The following is a 25,064-nucleotide window of genomic DNA, read 5'->3' as shown; positions in this document are numbered from 1 at the left end:
CCCCGGGTTTACGCGACACGAAGGAGTGCGCGGTGACGACATCAGAGCTGACGAAGCAAGAGAAGCGACCGGCCGAACGGTACGGAGAACGGGCGCAGCGGCCCGAGAAGCTCCGGAACATCGAGGTCTGGGCCAGGTCCGCACCGATCAGGCTGGCCGGCTACGAGGACGACCTCGCCGAGCCGCACATCCTGCAGGGCATCGACTGACCGCTCCGCGCTGCCGGGCAGCCGGCCCCGGAGCCCCGGCGTGCGGGCGCGGACCCGTCCGGAGGTGGCGGCCCGGTCACCGTCACCCGCATGGCGTTTTGGTGCCTGTCGCGTTCCCCGGCACCCGGCGTATCGGCCGGTGGTGCCGTACCCGGGTCGGGAGCCGTGCCCGGCTGCTCAGAGCCGGCCGGTCCGCCCGAGCCCGGCGGGGCCGAGGGACACGGGCGGCATGAAGTCGCGGACGAACGTTCTGTGCCACCACCGTCCGGTGGCCCGCAGCTCGCGCCAGGTCGTGAACCGGTAGCGGTACAGCCGGGCGCGGACGTGGACGGGCGGGGCGTCCGGGAACGGGTTGTGGCGCAGGAGCCGCAGAGTGTCCCGGTCGTTCTCCAGCAGCCGTTCCACGAACGGCCCGAACCAGGGGCCCGCGTAGGCGGGGGAGAGCGCCGCGAACCACATCAGCCAGTCGAGCCGCAGATGGTACGGGGCGAACTGGCGGGGCAGCCGCCGCGGATCGCCCGGCTTGCCGCGGAAGCCGTACTCCCGCCAGACCGTTCCTTCGTGGAGCGTCTTCTCGTCCGTGCCCTCGACCGCGACCTCCAGGCGGACCCGGCTGACGCTGCCGAACGCGCCGTAGGTGTTGACCAGATGCAGCGGATCGAACGAGCAGTTCATCACCTGGCGGCGGGAGACCAGATTGCGCGCCGGACGGTAGCTGAGGAACAGCACCAGCGCGGTGACGGCGATGACGACGATCTCGTACCAGAGAGCCGGAGCGGCCACGGCGGGCGGTTCGGTGAACAGGGACCAGTCGACGGCGGACAGGGCCAGCGTGATCGTCAGCCAGTTCAGCCAGGCGAAGTTCCCCGAGGCCACCAGCCACAGCTGGGTGAGGACCATCAGCCCCGCAGCGGCGCTCGCCACCGGCTGCGGGGTGAAGAGGAGCACCGGCACGAGGAGCTGGGTGACATGGTTCGCCGCCACCTCGGCCCGGTGGAGGGGCTTCGGCAGCCGGTGGAAGAACCAGCTCAGCGGGCCCGGCATCGGCTGTGTCTCGTGGTGGTAGTACAGGCATGTCAGCTTGCGCCAGCATGCGTCGCCCCGGATCTTGATCAGCCCGGCGCCGAACTCCACCCGGAACAGCACCCAGCGCAGCAGCCACAGGACCAGTACCGGCGGTGCCGTGCCGGCGTTGCCCAGGAACACGGCGAGGAAGCCCGTCTCCAGCAGCAACGACTCCCAGCCGAAGGCGTACCAGGTCTGGCCGATCTGGACGATCGACAGATACAGCGCCCACGGCAGCGCCCAGAGCACCATCGCCGCCCAGAGCGGAACTAGTGAGTCCACACCCGCGAGCAGGGCGGCGGCGAGCGCGCAGCCCGTCCAAGAAACGAAGGCGAAGAAGCGGTCGGAGTAGTGGAGCCGGAACAGTCCGGGCGTCTCGCGCCAGTCCGTGCGCCGAAGGAAAACGGGTGCGGGCATCATGCCGCGCTCACCGATCAGCGCCCTGAACTGGAGCGCGGCGGCGAGGAAGGCGAACAGGTAGACACCGGCCAGGGCCCGCTGGAAGATCAGCCGACTGAGCCAGTACCCGTCCGCGGTGAACCACTGCATCACCTCCAGTATCGGCCCGAGTGCGCCTCTCGGCCCTTCAACCGGGCACGGCACGGCCCTTCGGGCGGTTTTCGCCCGGCAGCCGCTCGGGGCGGCCTGCCCCGGCGGCCCGAGACCGGTCCCGCCGCGGGACTTCAGCCTGCCGCGCTCCGGCCCTCCGCGACGACGCGGCGCAGCGTGCTACCGAGCCTGCGGGCGTACCACCGCTGCGCAACCGGCACCAGGGGCCCGGCGAGCCGGGCGTACCACGCGGCCGGGCGGCTGAACGCCATGACGGTGAACCACACCGTCCCGTCGTCCGCCAGATCCACCACGAAGCACTCCTCGCCGCATTCCGGGTGCCCGGCCTCCGTCCCGTAGCCGAAGCCCATGCGCTCCGGCTCGTCCGCGGTCCAGACGACCCGGCAGGGCGCGTTGAACCGGAGCGGGCCCATGCCCAGGGAGACCCGGACACGCGCCCCGGGCTCGGCCCGGGCGACCGAGGCGCTGACCCGGGCTCCGCTGCGGCGGTGCATGCCCCAGCCGGTGACCGCCGCCCCCGCCGCCTCGAAATCGGCCCGGCCGCGACCCACGAGGGCCCGGTGGTGGAGGTGGTGGTAGCCGTCGGGGAGCGGGCCGAGGCGGGTGGCGCCGACCTCGGCGTAGGTGAGCGTGCTCATGCGGGCCTGCCTTCGTCTGGACACGGATCCGGAGCAACGGATTTGAACGTGTTCAAGTTCCTTGGGCGTGACTCTACGATCTCTTGTGAACGCCTTCAAGGAGGAGCCGGGCGGGGTGCCGCTGGGCCCCGGGCGCGAGCGTGTCGAGAGCCGGACCTGGTGGTGGCGGGGGAGTTCTTGGCGGGGGCTGAGCTGGGGCTGGGGTGGGAGATTCCCCGGCCGTGACCGACCCGGCTTGCGATGTTCCATGCTCGATGCGTCGATATCCGCCTTTGGTCCAGACCTCTTGACCGAAAGGTCTGGACCAACTTACGGTGAGCGCGCCGTGGTGTGTGGAGCTCGCGGTCGATTCCAGTCGAGCGCTTGTCAGGATCACGACATTTATCGTTCGATTCGTCCGGAAGGGGACGCAACATGAGCGGTCGGACATCGCGCCTGCTGGGGCTCGGCCTCGCGGTGGCAGGCGTTGTGCAGTTGCTGGTCGGGGCCACGCCCGCTGTCGCGCAGGAGGACACCTGCGCGGTCAAGTCGAAGCCCGCGGGCAAGGTGCTCCAGGGGTACTGGGAGAACTGGGACGGCGCGGCCAACGGCGTGCACCCGCCCCTCGGCTGGATCCCGATCACCGACAGCCGTATCACCGCGCACGGCTACAACGTGATCAACGCCGCCTTCCCCGTCATCCGCTCGGACGGCACCGTGCTGTGGGAGGACGGCATGGATGCGACGGTCAAGGTCCCCACCCCGGCCGAGATGTGCCAGGCGAAGGCGTCGGGGCTCACCACCCTCCTGTCCATCGGTGGCGCGACCGCGGGCATCGACCTCAGCTCCAGCGCGGTCGCCGACCGGTTCATCGAGACGGTGGTGCCGATCCTGAAGAAGTACAACTTCGACGGCATCGACATCGACATCGAGACCGGTCTGACCAGCAGTGGCAACATCAACCAGTTGTCCGCCTCCCAGGCCAACCTCATCCGCATCATCGACGGCGTGCTGGACCGGATGCCCCCGAACTTCGGCCTGACCATGGCCCCGGAGACCGCGTACGTCACCGGTGGCAGCGTCGTCTACGGCTCGATCTGGGGCGCGTATCTGCCGATCATCAAGAAGTACGCGGACAACGGCCGCCTGTGGTGGCTGAACATGCAGTACTACAACGGCAGCATGTACGGCTGCTCGGGCGACTCGTACGCGGCGGGCACGGTTCAGGGCTTCACGGCCCAGACGGACTGCCTGGACAAGGGGCTCGTCGTCCAGGGCACCACGATCAAGGTCCCCTACGACAAGCAGGTTCCCGGGCTCCCGGCCCAGCCGGGCGCCGGTGGCGGACACATGGCGACCGGTCAGGTCGCCCAGGCGTGGAACCAGTACGGCGGCAGGCTCAAGGGGCTGATGACCTGGTCGCTCAACTGGGACGGGTCCAAGGGCTGGACCTTCGGCGACAACGTCAAGGCGCTGCAGGGTCGTTGAGGCCGGATCGATCCACCGACCCGGGTTCCTCCACCGACCCGGAGTGACCCACCGGACCGGAAGTGATGCACCGGTCCGGCCGGGCGTGCCCGCAGGGTCCTCCTGCGGCCATCGGGTCGGGCTCCGGCCAACGGGTCCGGCCCCGATCCGCGTGTGTGCCGTGGGCAGGGCGGCTCTGTCGAAGCGGACGGAGCCGCCCTTCGCGTGCGGGCCGGAGCCCCGCCCGCGAGGCGCGCAGCCTGATGATGAAGGTGCGGGTGGGGCACGACGGGATGCGGACCGGTGTGGGCGTGTTCCCCCCGGCCCTCGGCTTCGTTCCAGCAGGGAAGGCCCCGTCCAGGGGCCTCGGACCGCCCTGTGGTGGCGCGGACCGGAGGACGCCCCTTCCCGGCGAACGCTGCCGGTCATGGCGGTCCGGAGCTCGGGTGACACGCCGATGGATCGACCCGTCGGCAGGGGCTTCGCTCGAATAAACGGACAAATAATGGCAGAGTGACGGTCATGGATGATCGGGTAGCGGGTGCCCTGTCACTCCCGGACGACTGGCCCGCCCACCCGGATCTCAGTCTTGCCCTGAACCGAATGGGCAGCTTCGACTGGGACCTCGACAGTGGCCTCATGCACATGGACCGGCCCGCACTCGACGTGTTCGATCTGCGGCCCGACGAGTACGACAACCGGCCGGAGGCGCTCGCGCCGCGGGTGCCGACGGACGAGGGGGTGCGGCTGGACGCCATGGTCGCGCAGGCCCTCAAGAGCGGGCGGAGCAATTACGGGGCGTACTTCAGGATGCTGCGCCGCGACGGGACCATACGCTGGGCCCACACCCAGGGCTTCATCCGGCGCGACGCGGCCGGCCGGCCCCGACGCGTCATCGGCATCGTCCGCGACGCCACCCAGGAACTGGCCGACTCCACCGCCCGCCGGGAACTGGACCAGGAACGCCGACGGCGTACCAGTCTGGTGGACGGGGCCACGGCCGCGCTGGCCCACGCCCTGTCGGTACGCGATGTCATCGAGGTCCTCAAGAACTCTCAGGGGCTGGCCCACCTCGGGGCAACGAGCCTGGTCGTGGGGCTGATGGAGGCCGGGCGCATCCATCTGGTGGCCGACGGGCCGGAGGGCTCGTTCGTTCCCGGCACCCGGTACACCCGGACGGACGAGCCGTACCCGATGAGCGAGGTGGTGAGCACGCTCGCGCCCCGCTTCATCGAGTCCGCGGCCGATTTCGCGGAGTCGTACCCGATTCTGTGGCCCCATATCAGCCATCTCGGGATCACCTCCGCCGCCTATCTGCCGCTGATTGCCCACGCGCGGCCCATCGGCGCCCTCGGGCTGCTGTACAGCGGGAAGGACGGCTTCACGGCCGACGAACGCAATCTGCTGGTCGCGCTCGGCAGCTCCATCGCCCAGAGCCTCCAGCGGGCGATGCTCTACGAGCAGGAGCACGATCTCGCCGAGGGCCTCCAGCAGGCCATGCTGCCGCGCCGCATCCCGGAGGTGCCGGGAGCCCAGGTCGCCGTGCGCTACCGGTCGGCCCGGCTGGGCCGGGACATCGGGGGCGACTGGTACGACATCATCCCGCTGCCCGGTGGCCGGGTGGGGGCCGTCATCGGCGACGTGCAGGGGCACGACACGCACGCCGCCGCAGTGATGGGGCAGCTGCGCATCGTGCTGCGGGCGTACGCGGCCGAGGGGCACAGCCCGGCCGCGGTGATGGCCCGTGCCTCCGTCTTCCTGCATGAACTCGACACGGACCGCTTCGCGACCTGCACCTACGCCGAGGCGGATCTGACGACCGGGGTGGTCCAGCTGGTCCGAGCCGGGCATGTCGACCCGGTGATCCGCGACACCGACGGCGACTGCCGCAGACTCCCCGTGGAGGGCGGGCTGCCGCTGGGGCTCTCCGCCGAGTTCGGGCGGCTGGAATACCCGGTCGGGACGGTGGACCTGGACCCCGGGCAGACCCTGGTGCTCTTCACCGACGGACTGGTGGAGCTGCCGGATACCGACCTGGACGAGGGCATGCGCCTGCTGGCTTCCCTCGTGCGCAACGGTCCGTGCGACCTGCAGAAACTGGCCGACCGGCTCTGCGAGGAGGTCGACGACCGAGGGGGCGAGGACGACGTGGCGGTCCTGCTGCTGGGCCGCGAGGCCGCCCACGCGCCCCAGCCGGGCGGCCGGCTCCAGCAGCACGTCCCCCAGGGCGATCCGGCCGCGCTGAGCGCCGCGCGGCACATGATCCGCGCCGCCGTACGGGCCTGGGGTGCCGGGAACCGTGCCGACGAGGTCGAACTGGCCGCCGACGAGCTGATGACCAACGCGCTGATACACACGGACGGTGGTGCCATCGTCACCATCCGGGTGCTCACGGGGCCCGAGCGGCGCCTGCGGATCGACGTCGAGGACCGGTCCAGCGCACTGCCCCGCCGCCGGGACGCGGGGGAGACCGGGGTGTCCGGCCGGGGGCTGATGCTCGTGGACCGGCTCACGGACCTCTGGGGCGTGGAATCGCGCGGCACCGGGAAGTGCGTGTGGTGCGAATTCGTGATTCCGGGGCGCGACTGACCGCCGATCAGGCGCTACCCGACGGTAACTGAATGTGATGGGCTATTCCTTGACCAGAAGCGATCGAAGGTGACTGACCGCGATTCTGCTGGTCTCCGCCCGCTCGTTCGGCTCTGCTCGTTCGCGTTTTGCTCACCTGTCCGTCGCGCCCGTCCGTCCGCATCGACCGTTCGTCGTTCTTCGCCCTGCTTCACCTTCTCCTTCTTCCTCTCCTCCGACCTTCGACGACCTGGGGACGCGGTGGGTACTGAGCTGCTGGCACCTCTCGACCTGGCCTTCTGGCACCTCGAATCCGAAGCCCACCCCATGCACCTGGGCGCTCTCGCCGTCTTCTCACCGGATCCCGGTGCGACCGGCGGCGTCGGTACCGGGACCGTCCTGGACCTGCTGGCCACGCGCGCCGCCGCGATTCCCCGGCTGCGGATGCGGGTCAGGGACGTGCTGCTGCCGGTCGGCGGTGCGGCCTGGTTCGTCGACAAGGACTTCGACGTGCGTCGCCACATCGAGTGCGTGCGGCTGAGCGGGGAGGAAGCACGGGCCGGGGACGCCGGGTTCATGGCGGGTGCCACACGGCTCGCCGGTGAGCTGATGGAGCGACCGCTGGAGCGGGGCCGGCCGCCGTGGCGGATGTACGTGATCGGCGGAGCGGACGGCGGCCCGTTCGCCGTGCTCGTCAAGCTCCACCACGCGCTCGCCGACGGAATGCGCGCGGTCGCCATCGGCGCGGGGATCTTCGACGAGATCGCCCCCCTCGCCAGGCGCGCCCCGGCGGGAGCGTCCCCGGCCCGGCCGTGCGCGGTGCCGCCCCGCTCCTGGATGCCGGGGCCGCGCCAGGTCGCCGGGCTGGCCCTGGGCCGGATCGAGGATCTCGGGCGGGCGTTCGGGGTCGGCGCCTCCCTGGTGCGGGCCAGCCGTCTGGACCCGCGGGGCACGCCCGCGCTCACCGCGCGATCCAGCGGAACCCGGCGGCTGTCCACCGCCGACCTGGACCTCGCCACCGTCCAGGAGATCCGGCGGGCCGCCGGGGGCACGGTCAACGACGTCCTGCTCGCGGTCGTCGCCGGAGCGCTGCGCCGCTGGCTGCTGGAACGGGGAGAGACACTGCCCGCCGACGACCCCCGTGCCCTGGTCCCGGTCTCCCGCCGCAGGCCCGGCCGGCCGGTCACGTCCGGGAACAAGCTCTCCGCCTACCTGCTCGCGCTCCCCGTCGGCGAACCCGATCCCCGGCAACGGCTGCTGCGCGTCCGTACGGCCATGGATGGCAACAAGGCCGCCGGTCCGCTCCGCGGCGCCGGAGCCGTCGCGGTGCTCGCCGACCAACTGCCCTCGCTGGCCCATCGCTTCGGGGCACCGATCGCGGGCGGCGCGGCCCGGATGCTCTTCGACCTGCTGGTCACCAGCGTGCCGCTGCCGCGCTCGGCGCTCTCGCTCGGCGGCTGCCCGCTGCGTGCCGTCTACCCGATGGCGCCGCTGGCCCGCGGCCAGGCCCTGGCCGTCGCGTTGTCCGTGTACGGAGGCCGGGTGCACCTCGGACTCGTGGCCGACGGCAAGGCGCTGCCCGACCTGGACCGGCTGGCGGCCGGCACCCGGGACGAGGTGGGGGAGCTGCGCGCCCTGCTGGCGGGGACCTGACCGGCCGCCGGACGGCGGCGAGCCGCGGCCCGACCGGCACACGGCCTCCGGCGGGCGGCCGGGCGGTGCTTACGGCACCCTGGAACCGTGCCCGAACTGCCGGAAGTCGAAGCGCTGCGGATCTTCCTCGACGACCGCCTCGTCGGCAGGGAGATCGACCGCGTGCTGCCCCTCGCCGTCAGCGTCCTCAAGACGTACGACCCGCCGCTCACCGCCCTGCACGGCGCCACGGTCACGGGCATCGCCCGGCACGGCAAGTTCCTGGACGTCGAAGCGGGACCTCTCCACCTGGTCACCCACCTCGCCCGGGCCGGCTGGCTGCGGTGGAGGGACGGCTTCCCCGCGGCCCCGCCCCGCCCCGGCAAGGGACCGCTCGCGCTGCGCACCGTCCTCACCGGCGGCGACGGCTTCGACCTCACCGAGGCGGGCACCACCAAACGCCTCGCCGTGCACCTGGTGCACGACCCGGCCCAGGTGCCCGGCATCGCCCGCCTCGGCCCCGACCCCCTCGACGACGCCTTCGACCGCGACGCGTTCGCCGCGCTGATCACCCGGGAGAACCACCGGATCAAGGGGGCTCTGCGTGACCAGTCGCTGATCGCGGGCATCGGCAACGCGTACAGCGACGAGATCCTGCACACCGCGAAGATGTCGCCCTACAAGCCCACCACCAGCCTCACCGAAGACGAGATCACCCGCCTCCACACCGCGCTGCGCGACACGCTCCGCGAGGCGGTCGTACGCTCCGCCGGACTGGCGGCCGGAGAACTCAAGGCCGAGAAGAAGAGCGGGATGCGCGTCCACGGGCGCACCGGCGAGGCATGCCCCGTCTGCGGGGACACCATCCGCGAGGTGACGTTCAGCGACTCCTCGCTCCAGTACTGCCCCACCTGCCAGACCGGAGGCAGGCCGCTGGCCGACCGCAGGCTCTCCCGGCTCCTCAGATAGCCCGCTCGTCCGGGCGACCGGGCGGCCCGGCCGGGAACCCCGGACGGTCCCGGCGTGCCCGCCTCGGCCCGGCCCGCGACCCCGCGCACGTTCTACACTCCGCCCATGCTGCGCGTACTCGCCGTCGACGACGAAGAACCCGCACTGGAGGAACTCCTCTACCTCCTGCGCGCCGATCCCCGCATCCGCAGTGCCGACGGCGCCTCCGGTGCCACCGAGGCACTGCGCCGCATCGGCGGTGCCGTCGACGCCGCCCCCGACGACCCCGCCGGCATCGACGTCGTCTTCCTCGACATCCACATGGCCGGGCTCACCGGTCTCGACGTCGCGCAGCTGCTGGCCGGGTTCGCCGCGCCCCCGCTCATCGTCTTCGTCACCGCCCACGAGGGCTTCGCCGTCCAGGCGTTCGACCTCAAGGCCGTCGACTACGTCCTCAAACCCGTCCGGCGCGAACGCCTCGCCGAAGCGGTCCGCCGCGTCGCCGAACAGGTCGGCGACCGCTCCGCGCCCGTGCTCGACACCTCCCACGACCAGATACCCGTGGAGCTCGGCGGAGTCATCCGGTTCGTCCCGATCGACGAGATCGCCTACGCCGAGGCCCAGGGCGACTACGCCCGGTTGCACACCGCGACCGGCAGCCACCTCGTCCGCGTCCCCCTCACCACCCTGGAGGAACGCTGGCGCTCCCGCGGCTTCGTACGCATCCACCGCCGCCACCTCGTGGCACTGGGCCGGATCGACGAACTCCGCCTCGACGCGGGCAGCATGACCGTGCGCATCGGCACCGCCGAACTCGCCGTGAGCCGCCGCCACAGCCGCGCGCTGCGCGATCTGCTGATGCGCCGGACCAGCCGCTGACCAGGGGCGACCAGAGTCGCGACCCTTCCCACGGCCGTCCTGCTCTGCGTACACTCCGAGCCCATGTCCGCAGAGCCAACACCCCGGCGCGAAGTGGTGACGGGGGAGTCCCGCCGGGTGCGCCCGCTGCCGCGCTACCGCACCCAGTCGGAGATAGACGAGCAGACCGCACTCGGCGGTGCCTATGTACGGTCACTGATGCGCAGTCAACTGAGGGCCGGGCTCATGGTGTTCGTACTGCTCGCGGTCGTCGTCGGCACCCTGCCCCTGGTCTTCGAGGCCCTGCGCGCCGACGCGCCGGTCTGGGCCGTGCTCGGGTTCGCCGCCTATCCGCCGCTCACCCTGGCCGCCCACTGGTACGTACGCAGGGCGGAGCGCAACGAGCGCGACTTCGCCCGGCTCGTGGAAGGCCGCCCCACGCAGTGAGCCGTACGTACGCGATGGCGGCCGTGGCGGTCGTCGTCGCCGCGACCGTCCTCGTCGGCGGCTTCGGGCTGCGCATCTCCCGCACCACCTCCGACTTCTACGTGGCCTCGCGCACCGTACGCCCCCGGCTCAACGCCGCGGCGATCAGCGGCGAGTACCTCTCCGCCGCCTCCTTCCTCGGCATCGCCGGGCTGGTGCTCGTGCACGGACCCGACATGCTCTGGTACCCGGTCGGCTACACCGCGGGCTATCTGGTCCTCCTCGTCTTCGTCGCCGCGCCTCTGCGCCGCTCCGGGGCCTACACCCTGCCCGACTTCGCCGAAGGGCGGCTGGAATCACTACAGGTGCGCCGGCTGGTCAGCGTCTTCGTCGTGGCCGCGGGCTGGCTGTACCTGGTACCGCAGCTCCAGGGCGCCGGACTCACCCTCAAGATCCTCACCGGGGCGCCGGGCCGGCTCGGCGACGTCCTCGTGGCGGCGGTCGTCGTCATCGCCGTCGCCGCGGGCGGCATGCGCTCCATCACCTTCGTTCAGGCGTTCCAGTACTGGCTGAAACTGACCGCCCTCCTCGTCCCCGCGATCTTCCTGGTCCTCGCCTGGCAGGGCGACGGCCGCCCCCGAGTCACCTTCGACGACCAGCTCTCCGTCTTCCGCGCCGACCACCCGCTCTACGCCACCTACGGACTGATCGTCGCCACCTTCCTCGGCACCATGGGCCTGCCCCACGTCGTCGTCCGCTTCTACACCAGCCCCAACGGCCGGGACGCCCGGCGCACGACCGTCGCCGTGCTCGCGCTCATCGGCCTCTTCTACCTCCTGCCGCCGGTCTACGGGGCCCTGGGCAGGCTCTACGCCCCCGACCTCGTCCACGGCGGGGACGCGGACGCCGCCGTGCTGCTGCTGCCCGGACGGCTCATCGGCGGAGTCGGCGGGGACCTGCTCGGCGCGCTCATCGCGGGCGGTGCCTTCGCCGCCTTCCTGTCGACCGCGTCCGGCCTGACCATGGCCGTCGCCGGGGTCATCACCCAGGACGTGCTGCCCTCCCGGGGCGTACGCCACTTCCGGCTGGCCACCGTCCTCGCCATGGCCGTGCCGCTGGCCGGGTCGCTGCTGGTCAGCCGCGTGCCGGTGGCCGACTCGGTGGCCATGGCGTTCGCCGTCTCCGCCTCCTCCTTCTGCCCGCTGCTCGTTCTCGGCATCTGGTGGCGACGGCTCACCCCGCCCGGAGCGGCCGCCGGACTGCTGCTCGGCGGCGGCTCCGCCTTCCTGTCCGTCGCCGTCACCTTCAGCGGCGCGGTGCGCCCGCCGGGCTGGACGCACGCCCTGCTCGCCTGGCCCGCCGTCTGGTCGGTCCCGGTCGGATTCCTCGCCATGATCCTGGTGTCCCTGGCCACGCCCGGCCGGATACCGCCCGGCACGAACGCCGCCATGAGCCGCTTCCACCTGCCGGAGTCACTGACCTCGGGAAGACACCGATGACCGGGCCCGGTTACGCCGTACTCGCCGTGCTCGCCCTGCTGCTGCCCGTCGCGGGATTCCTGCTCGGCCGCCGTGCCACCCGCACCGTCCGCCCCAGCGACGTCGGAACCCCCGTCGAGCACGCCACCTTCGAGACCCTGCACACCGCCTCACTCGCCGCGCCCCCGCTGCGCGCCGGGCTCACCGAGGAGAGCGCCCGCAAGGCCGCCCGCAGACTCCGTTCCCTGCTCGGCACCGAGGCCCTCTGCCTCACCGACCGCGACCACGTCCTCGTCTGGGACGGTGCGGGCGAGCACCACGGCCGGCACGTCATGGAACAGGTGCGCGGCCTCCTCGACAGCGGACGCGACACAGCCTTCCCCAGCCAGTGCGACGATCTCGACTGCCCGCTGCGCTGGGCCGTCGCCGTCCCCCTCACCGTCGACCACCGGGTCCTCGGCACCCTGGTCGCCTACGCCCGGCGCGAGTCCGCCGTCCTGGCCAGGGCCGCCGGGGAAGTGGCCCGCTGGGTCTGCGTGCAGCTCGAACTCGCCGAACTGGACCGCTCCCGCACCCGCCTCATCGAGGCCGAGATCAGGGCACTGCGGGCCCAGATCTCCCCGCACTTCATCTTCAACTCCCTTGCCGCCATCGCCTCGTTCGTCCGCACGGACCCCGAGAAGGCCCGCGAACTCCTGCTGGAGTTCGCCGATTTCACCCGCTACTCGTTCCGCAGCAACGGGGACTTCACCACCCTCGCCGACGAACTTCACTCCATCGACCAGTACCTCGCACTGGTACGGGCCCGGTTCGGTGAACGACTCTCGGTCACCCTCCAGGTCGCCCCCGAGGTGCTGCCCGTGGCGCTGCCGTTCCTCTGCCTCCAGCCCCTGGTCGAGAACGCCGTCAAGCACGGTCTCGAAGGGGCCGCCGACCGCGGTACGAGGGAGACCCCGACGCACATCACCATCCGCGCCCTCGACGCCGGAGCCGAGGCCGAGGTCGTCATCGAGGACGACGGCGCCGGCATGGACCCGCAGCTCCTGCGCCGCATCCTGCGCGGCGAGGGCGGCCGCTCCGTCGGCATCGGCCTGGTGAACGTCGACGAACGGCTCCGCCAGGTGTACGGGGACGACTACGGCCTCGTCATCGAGACGGGCATCGGCGCGGGGATGAAGATCACGGTGCGGCTGCCGAAGTACCGTGCGGGGGTACACGGCTGACCGGCGGACGGGCCGGCACTCAGTGGAGGTGGATCGCCAGATGACCCAGCGGCAGGCCCAGCCGCCAGGCCGGCGTCCACACCCGGGCGCCCTCCTCCGCCGCTTGCGTGCCCTCGTCCGGGTCCGGGGGCGGCACACCGATCCCGTCGAGGCCGGCCGCGAGCAGTTCGGTCTCCTCCAGCCACCGCCAGGCCGCACGCGCCAGCGCCGTGTCCGGGTCCGTGCCGCCGGGCGGCGACCCCGGCGCCCCAGCGCCGAGCCGTTCACCGACCCAGTCGCGCCAGACCGTGCCGTACGCCGTCAGCAGCCGCAGTTCGTCGAGGCGCGCCGCAGGCAGCACACCCTCCGGACCGTCGCCGGGGGGACGCAGGCCGTAGCACGGGTGCGCGATGACGGAGAGGAAGACGGTGAGCGCGAGCGCGTCGCGGCCCGCTCGGTACTCCAGCGTGCACGGATCCATCAGACCACCGGTCCGCAGCAGTTCGTCGGCCACGTACTCGGCGCACATCCAGGCCATCGGCACCAGCAGCCCGTCCCCACCGGTTCCGTCGCCGGTTCCGTCACTGGTTCCTTCCTGACGTTCCGGGCGCATCCCGTCTCGCCTCTTTTCCTTCTCGGCACGGGCTTCACGAGCATTGAACCGGGGCGACGCGGTCCGCGTGGCCAGAAGGACAGGATCCGTCACGAACGGACCCGCTCACGACACGAGGACGCGATGACCGTCGATCCCCGCAAGGGCCCGCACGTGCGGCAGCTGCTCGGAGCCCATGTCCTCGACGCGCTCACGCCCGACGAGACCGGTGCGGTCGTCCGCCACCTCAGGACCTGCGACGTCTGCGCCGCCGACTACGTGGAGGTCGCTCAGGCCGCCTCGCTGCTCGCGCTGCTGTCCGAGGACGACCTGTCGGAGTAGCCCGGCAGGCTGCGGGAGAGCCGCCGCAGCGCGTAGTAGGACCGCGACTTGACCGTGCCCGCGGGGATGCCGAGGACCGCGGCCGTCTCGCCGACGCTCAGCCCGCGGAAGTACATCTGGACGAGGACCGCACGGTGTTCCGGGCTGAGCGCGCGCACCGCCTCGCGCACGTCGAGCGCCGAGACCGCGGCCTCGGCGGTGTCGTCCTCGCCCGCGGTGCCCTCCAGCACCACATCGCTGACCTCGGCCGGGCGCGCCTGTCTCGACCGCCGCGCGTCGATCGCGAGGCGCCGGGCGACCGTGAACAGCCAGGGCCGCATCGACGCGTAGGGAGCGTCGAACGCCTCCGGATGCTGCCACGCCCGCACCAGCGTCTCCTGGAGCAGGTCCTCGGCCCGCTGCCGATCGCCGAAGGTCAGCCCGAGCAGGAAGCGGAACAGGGCGGGGCCGTGCTCCCGCTGGAGGTCCGCGAGGGCCCGCTCGTCCGTCGTCATCGTGGTCATCGTGAACGCCCTTCGCCGCGCCGCCCCTGCCGCTTCGTTGCCGACGGGCGTATCCGAACCCATCGGGACGCCGGGGAACAGGAGGCGGGCGATGTCGTGCGACGAGCGGTCGCACAGTGCGGCGAATGGTGCGGTGAACGGTCCGACGAACGGACGACGGGCGGCTTCGTGCGCACGTCCGGCGGCCGTGGCACGGTCCTGCCGGGGGTCAGTCCGTGCGGTCCGTGCCGGTCCCCGGCGTCCGTGCCATCTCCGACCTCCGGTACGAGTAGCCGAAGTAGATCACCAGGCCGACCAGGAACCACACGAGGAACCGCACCCAGGTCTGCCACTGCAGGAACGTGATGAGCCAGAGGGAGAACACCACGCCGAGCGCCGGTACGAACGGCATGCCGGGGGTGCGGAACGTGCGCGGCAGTTCGGGGCGCTTGTACCGCAGCACGATCACCGCGATGCACACCACGACGAACGCCAGCAGGATGCCGATGTTCGTCAGCTCGGCCGCCTCGCCGATCGGCAGGAACCCGGCGATCACCGCCGAGGCCCCGCCGACGATCCAGGTCACCCGGGTCGGTACGTGCCGGGTCGGGTGCGTCTTGGCGAACCACTTCGGCAGCAGACCGTCGCGGCTCATCGAGAACCACACCCGGGTCACCCCGAGCATGAAGGTGAACATCACGGTGAGGATGCCGATGATCGCGCCCACCGCGATCACATCGGCCAGGCTGCTGAGTCCCACCGACTTGAACGCCGTGGAGAAGCCGGACTCCGGGTCGATGTCCTTGTAGCTCTGCATGCCCGTCAGCACCAGGCACGCCGCCACGTACAGCACCATCGAGATGGCCAGGGAGTACAGGATCGCCTTCGGCATGTGCCGCTGGGCGTCCTTGGACTCCTCGGCCGCGGTCGACATGGCGTCGTAGCCGAACACGGCGAAGAACACCGTGGCCGCTCCGGTGAAGACCCCGCTCACCCCGAACGGGAAGAACGGATGGTAGTTCGCCGTGTTGACGTGGAACACCCCGACGCCGATCACCAGCAGGACGACCAGGACCTTCAGGACCACCACGACGGTCTCGAAGCGGGCCGCGTTCTTGATGCCGAGGGTCAGCAGATACGCCACGAGGAGGCAGAGCAGCGCGGCGAACAGGTCCACCCGGTGGCCGTCCCCGGTGCCGGGCGCGCCCAGCATCCACTTCGGCAGATCGAGTCCCATCTCGCCGAGCAGGAAGCCGAAGTAGCCGGAGATGCCGATCGCGACCACCGAGACGATCGCCGTGTACTCCAGCAGCAGGTCCCAGCCGATGAACCAGCCGACCAGCTCGCCCAGCACCGCGTAGCCGTAGGTGTAGGCGGAACCGGCCTTCGGGATCAGGCCCGCGAACTCCGCGTAACTGAACGCCGCGGCGGCGCTCGCCACGCCGGCGATCAGGAAGGAGATGAGCACCGCAGGTCCGGCCGTGCCGTTGGCGACCGTACCGGCGAGGGTGAAGATGCCCGCGCCGATGATGCCGCCGACACCGATCGCGGTGAGCTGCCACAGGCCGAGCGATCTGGTGAGCTGAGTGGTGACGTCCCCCGTCGGCCTCTCCTCGTGGATCTGCTCGATCGGCTTGCGGCGCAGCACACCCTCGCCCATCCGAAGCTTGGCCATGAGTCACCTCTCCGCTGACGGATGTCGCTGACGGGCGCTCATGATGGCCCAGCCGCCGCCTGCTCGAAAGACGGCGTGCCGTCGCGCGGAAGTGAGGATTCCGCGACGGCTACGGGACCACCGTGACGGGCCAACGGCCCGCCTTCACCAGCCGGACCGCCACGGACCCGATGAACCGGTGACCGGCGGACTCCGAGGCGCCCACGACGACGGCGTCCGCCTTCAGGTCGTCCGCCGCCGTCACGAGGCCGTTGTACGGATCCCCGCGGACCGTGTGGAACTCCCACCGCACGTTCCATATGTCCTTCAACCGTTCCGTCGCGTCCCGGATCTCGTTCGCCAAGCCCTCCGCGACCTCCTCGGCCGCGTCGGCGACCGGCGCACCCAGCGCGGCTCCCGCGGGGAACACGGGCTGCACGTACACCAGGGAGAGCTTGGCCCCCTGCCGGCGGGCGAGCCCCGCAGCGTATGCCGCGGCACGCATGGAGGAATCGGACCCGTCGAGTCCGGCGACGATCACTTTCGGTCCGTCTGTGCCACGTTCGAACGCATGGCGCTGCTGGTCTGTCACGGCAGCGAGGCTATCCGCTCCCGGTGCCGGCGCCGGGAGCGAGCGGCGGCGCGGCACGGGGCGTGGCGTGCTCCGGGGCGCGCTGTGGCGTGGAGGCAGTGGGGCCGGCCCGCACTGGCCTCGGTTCCGTCGCTGGGGTGCGGTCCGGACCGGAGTGCCGACCGCAGTAAGGGGATTCCGTCCATCAGGTAAAAAACGATCGGTGGCCGGTGTCGCTGCTCGGTAAACGGCGGCGGACGTGCGAGCAGTTGGTCATGAAAAATGATCAGATGCTGCCGGGGCGCCGGACGCTGCTGCGGCTGACCGCCGGGCTGGGCACCGCAGGTGTCGTGCGTGTGATCGCCGCGGATCCGGCCGGGACGCCGTTCCGGCCGCCCGCCCTCGACCGGGCCGGAGCCGCCGGCCCGTCCCCGGCCCTCCGGGGGGCACCCCCCTCCTATCGGCTGACACCCATGACGGGGGACGCCCCGCCCCGCTTCCGCCCCGCGGCGCCTCCGGTCCGCACCCGGCCCTTCGAACATCTGCCGGAGGTCGGGCACGCCATGGTGCTCAGCTTCGATGACGGCCCCGATCCGCACTACACCCCGCGGGTCCTCGCCGTTCTCCGTGAACACGATGTCCGCGCGATGTTCTTCCTGTGCGGCGAGATGGCCGACGACCACAGGGACCTGGTGCGGGCGATCGCCGACGACGGCCACACCGTCGGCAACCACTCCTGGGCGCATCCCCTGGTCACCAAGCTGTCCCGGGCCGGGGTGCGCGACGAACTCGGCCGTACCAGCGAGGTGATCGAGGGCCTCACCGGCACGCCGCCCGTCTGGTACCGGGCCCCGTACGGGGCGTGGAACCGGGACTCCTTCGAGATCGGCGCCGAACTCGGCATGGAACCGATGGCCTGGAGCGTCGACACGCTGGACTGGACCGAGCCCGGCGCCGACACCATCGTGCGCAGAGTCCGGCAGGGGGCGGCACCCGGTGCCGTGGTGCTGTCGCACGACGCGGGCGGCGACCGTTCGCAGAGCGTGGCCGCCCTCCGCCGCTATCTGCCGGAACTGCTCGACCACGGCTACCGGATCACGGTGCCGCAACGCCGCTGACCGCACCGTCAAAGCCGCCCCGGGGTGAACCGCGAGGCGGCCGTCCCCCAGGGGGAACATCCGCCCGCTCCCCGGTCCGGCCCGAGCGGCGCGCCGTCATGTTCCGGCGGCGCCGCCGACCAGCGCCGGCCTCAGGTCCCCGCCACGCCGGGGAACAGGTCCAGGAACGGCTCCGCGGTGGCCGAGATGCCCCGTCCGAACGGCGTGTCGAAGTCCCAGATCAGAAAGAGCAGCAGAGCGATCAAGGAGCTGAAGAGACCGGCCAGCAGCAGTTCGCGGAAGGTTCTGCGGATCTGCAGCGTGAAGACCAGCCCGACGGTCACCAGTGCGCCGATGACGAGACCGAACCAGACCACACCCGGCATGGTCGCACCGGCGCTCTGCCCGCGGGCGCCGCGCGCGTCGTCGGCCGCGGCGACCCGATCGACCAGTGGCTGATAGGACTCCGCCTCGTGGTCGTCGGCCGGACGGTAGTCGGTGACGTCGGCGCGCACCCGGGCGAGGAGTCGGGCGCCCTCGGCGTCGAGGGAGCCGTGCTCGGCCATCGTCCGCCACTCGCGGTGGACGACGTGGGCGACATAGGCGTCGACGTCGGCTCGGATGCGTCGGTGGACCTCGGCCGGGTAGACGGAGGAGCGGACGCTCACCTCGTGGAGGGCCTGGGCCTCCTGGCGTACGTACTCCTGGGCGGCGCTGCGGCCCTCCCAGACACCGGCGATCGCGAGGCCCAGCACGATCGCGTACACCACGCCGATCATCATCACCATGTACTCGATGACGTCGGGGGTCTGGGACGGGTCGTCGTCCGCCTTGATCCGGCGGTTGTTGAGCACGGCGATGGTCAGGACCACGGCGCTGACCGCGGCCATGGCGAGGGCGAGAACGAGCCATTCCGACATGGATGTCTCTCCGGAGGTCATCGGGAGCGGGGGCGGAGCACGGCGACGGCGAACACCGCGGGGACCGTGATCAGCAGGGTCAGGGTGACCAGGGACGGGCCGTGCCGGGGAACCTTGTGGGACGGCCTGCGGTAGTCCGGGTAGGCCACGGGCCGCGGCGCGGGCGGCGCGGAGGGTGCGGAGGGTGCGGAGGGCGCGGGCGACGGGGGCGGCGGCACAGCTTCCGGTTGTTCGGGCCGAGGCGGTTCGGGCCGAGGCGGTTCCCGGCGCGGTGGATCGGGACGAGGGAGTGGAGGCGGCGCCGGGAGCGGAGAGGCGGTCCCTGGGGGCGCCGGGGGAGGCGACGGGGAGGGCGAGGGAGGATGCGGTGGCGCGGGCCGCGGGGGCGCTGCGGGTGGCGGGCTCGTGCGACAGGGGCCGCCCGCCACGGCGACGGCCGAAGTCCCTCCGCCTTCCCCGAGGGTGGCGTACGCGCAGCTGTCCGCCACCGCGGGCGCCGGGGTGGACGCCAGCCAGAGAAGCAGCATGGCCCCGGCGAGCCGGGCTATGAGTGATCCGTACACGCCCCGGAGCATGTTCCGGCCGCATGCTCGGCACGCCGTGAAAGAGCCGGAATTCCCCTGATGGTGGGACGTGGGCGCAGAGCGCTTGCGCGGCCGGGGAATTCCCTGAACGGCGCCGTGCGGCGGGCGGCTTGTCGCTGTCTTGCGTACCCGGTGCGAGTGTGGTCCGCGCGACGGACTCCAACCGTGCTCAGTGGCAAAGCATTTGGGATACCATTTATCGATGGTGCTCGTCGTAGATCGCGTCGCATTGCGATGGCGACCGGGTGAAGCGGCTGTGGGATTTCGGCGGAGTGTACTGATCGCGTCGGCGCCGTTCCGGCGTCGGCCGCCGAACGGGGCTTCTCCGTGCGGAAGGTCTGGACCGGTGGTCGAAACCTGGGGCTCGTTCGGTTCGAACGCGGCCGCCGTTCCCGGGTATTCGCTCCGGGGGGGCGGAGCGCGAAGTCGTGCCGATCGCGCGAAGGGCGTGGAGGCCGCCGTTCCGGAACGGTACGCCTCGCCGTTGCGGGGCGCCGCGCGTACGCCCCTCGGGGCGGCCGATCGCCGCCCTCGCAGCAAAAGGCAGTGGGAAAGGCGCCGCGGGTAAGGGATTTACGGCACTCATTCGGTCCGCGGGAACAAGTCGGAACGGTTCGCCGTAATGGTCCGTACCTGTTCTGGACGTCGGGTCTGTACCTTTTGGTGCCGTGTCGATGCGTGAAGCGGCGATGCGGGGGAGCGGGGCCCGGGTAAACGCGGGCGGTCGGGCGGCGAGTGCATGTGGACGCGTCCGCTTCCAGCCCTCCGCGGGTGGGCGGTTCCCCATCGGCTAGCGTTACTTGACGGAGGCGAAGAGACCTGTGAATGTCACAGGCAGCGACGGATCGGTTGCACATGCCACTGGTGTGTGACCAATAACGGACGGCTAATTTCCGTTTCCGCTCGCTCTCTTGGCGGTCGATCAGTAGCCTCTGGTCCACACCGACCATGAACATGGCCGGTTCGCCGTGGCGACTTGTTGGAGACATCGATGGAGCGTCCCGCCTGGGCACCGCGAGGCATAGACATTTCGGTGCCGAGCGTGGCCCGCATGTACGACTTCTATCTGGGCGGATCGCACAATTTCGAGGTGGACCGGGAAGCGGCTCGCAAGGCCATGGAGTTCATGCCGGGAACCCCCAAGATCATGCAGGCGAATCGCGCGTTTATGCGCCGGGCCGTGCGCTACGCGGTGAGTGAGGGCATCACCCAGTTCCTGGACATCGGCTCCGGAATACCGACTTTCGGCAATGTGCACGAAGTCGCCCAAGCCGCCGATCCCGAGGCCCGTGTGGCATATGTCGATCACGATCCCGTTGCGGTCGCGCACAGCCAGGCCGTACTCCGGGGAAACGAACGGGCGGTGGTCGCGGCCGCCGACCTTTGCCGCCCGCAGGAGATCGTGAAGAACGCCGGGGTCTCCCGACTGCTGGACCTGGACCGCCCGGTGGCGCTGCTGCTCGTCGCCGTCCTCCACTTCATCGAGGACGCCGACGAGCCGCAGGCCGCGGTCGCCGCACTGAGCGAGGCACTCGCGCCCGGCAGCCTCCTCGTCATCACCCATGCCTCTTACGAGGGGATTCCGATCAGCAAGGAGCAGGCGGGCGGCGCCGTCGGTGTCTACGAGGACATCAACAGCCCCCTGATCATGCGCTCCCGCGACGAGGTGGCACGGTTCTTCGAGGGGTACGAGATGGTCGAGCCCGGACTCGTCGCGATGCCGTACTGGCGGCCGGACAGCGGCACTGCGCCGGAGCAGGAAGATCCGTTCGCCTTCTCGGGCTTCGGCGGAGTGGGACGCAAGGCGTGAGCATCCCCGCCCAGTCGTCCGGGACGTCCGCCGCGGAGGCGGACGGCGCCGAGGACCGGCTCCGCAGATTCGCCACGATCTGGAGCCGGGCCATCTTCCCCTCGACGGCCACCTCCCTGACGCGCACCGAGTTCGAACAGCATCTGCTGCCGCTGGCCCGCCGGCTCAGCGACACCCTGCACGCACGGCCTTTCGACGCCTCGCCCGCGAGCGGGGTCGGCGAAGCCCTCGTCGCCGCCCACTGCACGGACCCGGAGGCGCTCAGCAGCACCCTCGGCGTCGTCGAGGCATATCTGGTGCTCTACTGCGGTGGCAACGGCCCGGCCGCGCTGTCCACCGACGACGGCCGCGCCCGCTGCGCCCGGATCCAGCACGCCCTCGCCGGCGGCTTCGCCCAGGCACTGCGCGAGCGGACCCTGGCGGAGCAGGAGGCGATCGCCCGCTCGGCGCTCACCGCCCGCTCCGACGCCGAACAGGCCCTGCACGCCACCGAGGCCCGCTTCCGCGCCGTTTTCAAGGACGCCGCCATCGGCATCGGGATCGCGGACCTGGAGGGCAATCTGCTGGAGGTCAACGACACCCTCACCCGGATGTTCGGCGGAATCGAGCGCCATGTGCGCAGCCGCCGGGTCGACGAGTGGGTCCACCCCGAGGACACGCCCCTGGTGTGGAAGTACTACGACGAGCTGGTCCGCGGCGAACGCGAGCACTACCAGGTCGAGAAGCCGTACTACCGCCACGACGGCACGGTGCTGTGGACCAATCTGACGGTGTCACTGCTGCGCGACGCCGAGGGCCGGCCGGCGTACCAGCTGACCCTGTTGGAGGACACCACGGAGCGCCGGCTGCTCAATCTGCGGCTGCGGTACGAGGCCACCCACGACGCGCTCACCGGGCTGCCCAACCGGTCCCTGTTCTTCGAACGGCTGGAGAAGGCGCTCTGCGCCGAGGGCGGCAGCCGCTTCGGCCTGTGCTACCTCGACCTCGACGGCTTCAAGGCGGTCAACGACAGCCTGGGGCACGCGGCGGGGGACCGGCTGCTGGTCGAGGTGGCCGACCGGCTGCAGAGCTGCGCGACCGCCCCCGGCGAGATGGTGGCGCGGCTCGGCGGTGACGAGTTCGTGGCGCTGACCACCGGCCCCGACACCCAGAAGGAGGTCGACGAGCTCGCCGGCCGCATCCTCAGCGTGCTCGCCGTCCCGATCCGACTGGACGGACGCGAACTGACCGTACGCGGATCCATCGGGGTCGTGGAGGGCCCGGCCGGGGAGCGCGGCGCCGCGGAGGTGCTGCGCAGCGCGGACATCACGATGTACCGGGCCAAGTCGGCCGGCGGCAACCGCTACGAGTTCGCCGACGCCGAGGCGGACGCCCGCGCCATCACCCGGCACGGGCTGACCACCGCGCTGCCGGCGGCCCTGGAACGCGGCGAGTTCTTCATCGAGTACCAGCCGCTGGTGCACCTGGACGACGGAACGGTGCACGGCGCCGAGGCCCTGGTCCGCTGGTGCCACCCGCAGCACGGGGTACTCGGCCCGGACCGTTTCATCCCGCTCGCCGAGCACACGGGGCTGATCGTGCCGCTCGGCCGCTGGGTGATGGAGGAGTCCGTACGGCAGGCCAACATCTGGCAGCAACGCCACAGCGACGGAGGGCCGCTGCGGATCAACGTCAACGTGTCCCCGACCCAGCTGCACCACCCGGGTCTGGTCGCCGAGACCGTCGACGTGCTGGAGCGGTCGGGGCTGGAACCCCGGGCGCTGTGCCTGGAGGTCACCGAGTCCGCGCTCATCGGAGCCGACGACGACCTGCTCAAGCCACTGCGCCAGCTGGCGGACATGGGCGTGGACATAGCGCTCGACGACTTCGGTACCGGCTACTCGAACCTGGCGAACCTGCGCAGGCTCCCGGTGAGCGTGCTCAAGCTGGACCGCTCCTTCACCCAGGGGATGCAGCGGCATCCGGCGGACCCCGTCGACCTGAAGATCGTCGAAGGCATCGTCTCGCTGGCGCACAGCCTGGACCTCGCGGTCACCGTGGAGGGCGTGGAGACCGGGGCCCAGGCCGAGCACCTGCGGAACCTGGGCTGCGACACCGCCCAGGGCTGGTACTACGCGCGTCCCGGGGCCCCGGACCGCATCCACTCGCTGCTGCTGGCCGACGCGGTGTGAACGGCGCGGCGCGCACGCCGGCCGCGAGGCGGTGGGGAGGCGACGCGGGCGGGACGGCCCGGGGCCGGGCGGGCCGACGGTCCCGCTCAGCCGTCGGACGGGTGCGAGGCGCCCGTCCGGCTGGCCAGCAGCACCTTCTGCAACTCGCGGGCGGCGCGCGGCGGCGCCACGTCGCTGCGGTGCGCGAGCGCGATCGTGCGCCGCAGTCCCGGCCGGGCCAGCGGAGTGGTCCGCATGCCGTGGCCGGCCCGTCCGGCGACCATGCTCGGCACCACCGCGATGCCCAGTCCTGCCCGGACGAAGCCGAGCACCGCGTCCATCTCCCCGCCCTCCACCGTGTACGAGGGCTCGAAGCCCTCCGCGCGGCAGGCCGCGACCGTCAGCTCGCGCAGGTCGTAGCCGTGCCGGAACATCACCAGGGGTTCGCCCTGGAGATCGGCGATGGCCACGCTTCCGCCCCGGCCGGGCCGCGGGCCGTGTGCCGACGACACCACGACGAGGTCCTCCTGCAGCAGCTCGACGGTGGTGAGCGCGGGCGACGAGGCCGGCAGCGGCAGCACCACCAGGGCGAGGTCGAGCGCGCCCCGCGCCAGCTCCCGTACCAGGTCCAGGGAACCGCCCTCCTCCAGGAGCAGCCGGATGCCGGGATGCCGGTCGTGGAAGGTACGCAGCACGTCGGGGAGCAGGCCGGTGCAGAGGCTGGGCGTCGCCCCGAGCCGCACCCGGCCCCGTCGTAGCTGCGCCAGCTCCTGCACCTCGTGGCGTGCCGTGTCGGCGTCCGCGAGGATGCGGCGGGCCAGCGGAAGCAGAGCCTCGCCCGCGTCGGTGAGCGTGATGTTGCCGCGGGCCCGGCTGAACAGCTCCGCACCCAGTTCGGTCTCCAGCGCCCGGATCTGCTGGGAGAGCGAGGGCTGTGAGACGTGCACCGCCTCGGCGGCACGGGTGAAGTGCAGGGTCTCGGCGACCGCCACGAAATACACCAACTGCTGGAACTGCATACACGCACCATAACGCCAGCAATAGCCAAAGCCTATGAAGATGAGCTGTTTCATGTCTTGGACTGATAAGGTCGTCCGGCCCTAGCGTCGGATCCATGGCATCGGCAACAGGGACGGATCGACGGCCGTCCATGACGCGTACGCTCTGGGACTCCACCGTCGGCAAGAAGACGATCATGGCCGTGAGCGGCCTGATCATGCTCCTCTACTTGGTCGCCCACATGGTCGGCAATCTGAAGATCTTCTTCGGGGCCGACGAGTTCAACCACTACGCGCACTGGCTGCGGACCATGGGCGACCCCGTCCTTCGTCACGAGTGGGCGCTGTGGCTGATGCGTCTCCTCCTCGTCGCCGCCGTGGTGCTGCACGCCGTCTCCGCGTACCAGTTGAGCCGCCGCGACATCCGGGCCCGCCCCGTCGCGTACGTCCACAAGCGGCCGCGCGCCGGCTACGCCACCCGGACCATGCGCTGGGGCGGGATCATCCTCGGCCTCTTCATCGTCTGGCACATCCTCGACCTGACGACGGGCACGGTCCACTCCGGCGGGTTCCAGGCGGGCCGCCCCTACCAGAACGTCGTCGACACCTTCTCCACCTGGTACGGCAACGTCATCTACATCGTCGCCGTGGTCGCTCTCGGGTTCCACGTCCGGCACGGCTTCTGGAGCGCCGCCCAGACGCTCGGCGCGGGCAACGCGGCCCGCGACCGCCTCCTCAAGACCCTTGCCGACATCCTCGCCCTGGCGCTGACGGTGGGCTTCGTCTCCGTACCCGTCGCCGTCATGACCGGAGCCGTGAGCTGA

General features: G+C 71.4%; 23 protein-coding genes. 14 read left to right on the top strand and 9 right to left on the bottom strand.

The window, feature by feature from the left end; translation table 11 throughout:
- The first annotated feature begins 32 nt into the window (after positions 1 to 32).
- Positions 33 to 209, top strand: a complete 177-nt coding sequence (locus ACIHCL_RS25885; protein WP_399865269.1) for a hypothetical protein — start codon at positions 33 to 35, stop codon at positions 207 to 209.
- Positions 210 to 386: 177 nt separating this feature from the next.
- On the opposite strand, the gene ACIHCL_RS25880 is transcribed toward ACIHCL_RS25885, so the two are convergent.
- Together ACIHCL_RS25880 and ACIHCL_RS25875 are read right to left on the bottom strand one after the other, a co-directional pair.
- The gene (locus ACIHCL_RS25880; RefSeq protein ID WP_399865267.1) at positions 387 to 1,823 is read right to left on the bottom strand and encodes a lipase maturation factor family protein; all 1,437 of its coding nucleotides are present in this window, start codon (positions 1,821 to 1,823) and stop codon (positions 387 to 389) included.
- Positions 1,824 to 1,957: 134 nt separating this feature from the next.
- Positions 1,958 to 2,482, bottom strand: coding sequence for a DUF1990 family protein (locus ACIHCL_RS25875; protein WP_399865266.1), 525 nt, complete (start codon positions 2,480 to 2,482; stop codon positions 1,958 to 1,960).
- A 414-nt stretch (positions 2,483 to 2,896) separates the two neighbouring features.
- On the opposite strand from ACIHCL_RS25875, the gene ACIHCL_RS25870 reads away from it, so the two are divergent.
- From ACIHCL_RS25870 to ACIHCL_RS25835, 8 genes are all read left to right on the top strand, one after another.
- Entirely contained in the window at positions 2,897 to 3,949 is a 1,053-nt protein-coding gene (locus ACIHCL_RS25870; protein WP_399865264.1) for a chitinase, read from the top strand.
- A 501-nt stretch (positions 3,950 to 4,450) separates the two neighbouring features.
- On the top strand, positions 4,451 to 6,517 hold the full coding sequence (locus ACIHCL_RS25865) for a SpoIIE family protein phosphatase (protein ID WP_399865261.1): 2,067 nt from the start codon (positions 4,451 to 4,453) through the stop codon (positions 6,515 to 6,517).
- Between the two features lie 240 nt (positions 6,518 to 6,757).
- Positions 6,758 to 8,149 carry a wax ester/triacylglycerol synthase family O-acyltransferase gene (locus ACIHCL_RS25860; protein ID WP_399865258.1) on the top strand — a complete coding sequence of 464 codons (1,392 nt, stop codon included), beginning with the start codon at positions 6,758 to 6,760 and terminating at the stop codon, positions 8,147 to 8,149.
- Positions 8,150 to 8,236: 87 nt separating this feature from the next.
- Positions 8,237 to 9,097: an Fpg/Nei family DNA glycosylase gene (locus ACIHCL_RS25855; protein ID WP_399865256.1), complete on the top strand. Its 861-nt coding sequence runs from the start codon at positions 8,237 to 8,239 to the stop codon at positions 9,095 to 9,097.
- A 105-nt stretch (positions 9,098 to 9,202) separates the two neighbouring features.
- Positions 9,203 to 9,955: a LytR/AlgR family response regulator transcription factor gene (locus tag ACIHCL_RS25850; protein ID WP_399865253.1), complete on the top strand. Its 753-nt coding sequence runs from the start codon at positions 9,203 to 9,205 to the stop codon at positions 9,953 to 9,955.
- 63 nt (positions 9,956 to 10,018) lie between these two features.
- Complete coding sequence (locus ACIHCL_RS25845; protein WP_399865250.1) at positions 10,019 to 10,381, top strand: hypothetical protein; 363 nt, start codon at positions 10,019 to 10,021, stop codon at positions 10,379 to 10,381.
- Between the two features lie 14 nt (positions 10,382 to 10,395).
- Positions 10,396 to 11,859: a cation acetate symporter gene (locus tag ACIHCL_RS25840; protein ID WP_399865445.1), complete on the top strand. Its 1,464-nt coding sequence runs from the start codon at positions 10,396 to 10,398 to the stop codon at positions 11,857 to 11,859.
- Entirely contained in the window at positions 11,856 to 13,061 is a 1,206-nt protein-coding gene (locus tag ACIHCL_RS25835; protein WP_399865248.1) for a sensor histidine kinase, read from the top strand. The genes ACIHCL_RS25840 and ACIHCL_RS25835 overlap by 4 nt, the downstream gene beginning before the upstream one ends.
- A 19-nt stretch (positions 13,062 to 13,080) precedes the next feature.
- Here ACIHCL_RS25835 and ACIHCL_RS25830 read toward each other — a convergent pair whose 3' ends face one another.
- Complete coding sequence (locus ACIHCL_RS25830; protein ID WP_399865246.1) at positions 13,081 to 13,653, bottom strand: hypothetical protein; 573 nt, start codon at positions 13,651 to 13,653, stop codon at positions 13,081 to 13,083.
- 123 nt (positions 13,654 to 13,776) lie between these two features.
- Between ACIHCL_RS25830 and ACIHCL_RS25825 the strand changes: the two genes are divergently transcribed.
- Positions 13,777 to 13,974 (top strand): zf-HC2 domain-containing protein, encoded by a 198-nt coding sequence (locus tag ACIHCL_RS25825; protein ID WP_399865245.1) that lies wholly within the window; start codon positions 13,777 to 13,779, stop codon positions 13,972 to 13,974.
- Here ACIHCL_RS25825 and ACIHCL_RS25820 read toward each other — a convergent pair.
- The 3 genes from ACIHCL_RS25820 to ACIHCL_RS25810 all read right to left on the bottom strand — a co-directional run bounded on the left by ACIHCL_RS25820 (position 13,923) and on the right by ACIHCL_RS25810 (position 16,702).
- Positions 13,923 to 14,477: a sigma-70 family RNA polymerase sigma factor gene (locus ACIHCL_RS25820; RefSeq protein ID WP_399865243.1), complete on the bottom strand. Its 555-nt coding sequence runs from the start codon at positions 14,475 to 14,477 to the stop codon at positions 13,923 to 13,925. The two genes, ACIHCL_RS25825 and ACIHCL_RS25820, sit on opposite strands and share 52 nt — an antisense overlap.
- Before the next feature lie 208 nt (positions 14,478 to 14,685).
- The gene (locus tag ACIHCL_RS25815; RefSeq protein WP_399865240.1) at positions 14,686 to 16,131 is read right to left on the bottom strand and encodes an amino acid permease; all 1,446 of its coding nucleotides are present in this window, start codon (positions 16,129 to 16,131) and stop codon (positions 14,686 to 14,688) included.
- Between the two features lie 109 nt (positions 16,132 to 16,240).
- Entirely contained in the window at positions 16,241 to 16,702 is a 462-nt protein-coding gene (locus ACIHCL_RS25810; protein WP_399865238.1) for a universal stress protein, read from the bottom strand.
- A gap of 254 nt (positions 16,703 to 16,956) precedes the next feature.
- On the opposite strand from ACIHCL_RS25810, the gene ACIHCL_RS25805 reads away from it, so the two are divergent.
- Complete coding sequence (locus tag ACIHCL_RS25805) at positions 16,957 to 17,799, top strand: polysaccharide deacetylase family protein (protein WP_399865236.1); 843 nt, start codon at positions 16,957 to 16,959, stop codon at positions 17,797 to 17,799.
- Positions 17,800 to 17,930: 131 nt separating this feature from the next.
- Here the strand turns inward: ACIHCL_RS25805 and ACIHCL_RS25800 are convergent, their stop codons facing one another.
- Entirely contained in the window at positions 17,931 to 18,698 is a 768-nt protein-coding gene (locus ACIHCL_RS25800) for a hypothetical protein (protein ID WP_399865235.1), read from the bottom strand.
- A gap of 17 nt (positions 18,699 to 18,715) precedes the next feature.
- Positions 18,716 to 18,847, bottom strand: a complete 132-nt coding sequence (locus ACIHCL_RS25795) for a hypothetical protein (RefSeq protein WP_399865234.1) — start codon at positions 18,845 to 18,847, stop codon at positions 18,716 to 18,718.
- Positions 18,848 to 20,273: 1,426 nt separating this feature from the next.
- Between ACIHCL_RS25795 and ACIHCL_RS25790 the strand changes: the two genes are divergently transcribed.
- Both ACIHCL_RS25790 and ACIHCL_RS25785 read left to right on the top strand, forming a co-directional pair.
- Positions 20,274 to 21,092: an SAM-dependent methyltransferase gene (locus ACIHCL_RS25790; RefSeq protein ID WP_399865232.1), complete on the top strand. Its 819-nt coding sequence runs from the start codon at positions 20,274 to 20,276 to the stop codon at positions 21,090 to 21,092.
- Positions 21,089 to 23,263 (top strand): putative bifunctional diguanylate cyclase/phosphodiesterase, encoded by a 2,175-nt coding sequence (locus ACIHCL_RS25785; RefSeq protein ID WP_399865231.1) that lies wholly within the window; start codon positions 21,089 to 21,091, stop codon positions 23,261 to 23,263. Before ACIHCL_RS25790 ends, ACIHCL_RS25785 begins: the two co-directional genes overlap by 4 nt.
- Positions 23,264 to 23,349: 86 nt before the next feature.
- Here ACIHCL_RS25785 and ACIHCL_RS25780 read toward each other — a convergent pair whose 3' ends face one another.
- Positions 23,350 to 24,261, bottom strand: coding sequence for a LysR family transcriptional regulator (locus ACIHCL_RS25780; RefSeq protein ID WP_399865229.1), 912 nt, complete (start codon positions 24,259 to 24,261; stop codon positions 23,350 to 23,352).
- A gap of 95 nt (positions 24,262 to 24,356) precedes the next feature.
- Here ACIHCL_RS25780 and ACIHCL_RS25775 point away from each other — a divergent pair, with 95 nt between their 5' ends.
- Complete coding sequence (locus ACIHCL_RS25775) at positions 24,357 to 25,064, top strand: succinate dehydrogenase (protein WP_399865228.1); 708 nt, start codon at positions 24,357 to 24,359, stop codon at positions 25,062 to 25,064.

It is taken from the genome of Streptomyces sp. NPDC052042, from assembly GCF_044548345.1.
GTDB lineage: Bacteria > Actinomycetota > Actinomycetes > Streptomycetales > Streptomycetaceae > Streptomyces.
The sequence above is the reverse complement of the archived record's forward strand: the minus strand, read 5'-3'. Positions and strand labels throughout refer to the sequence as shown.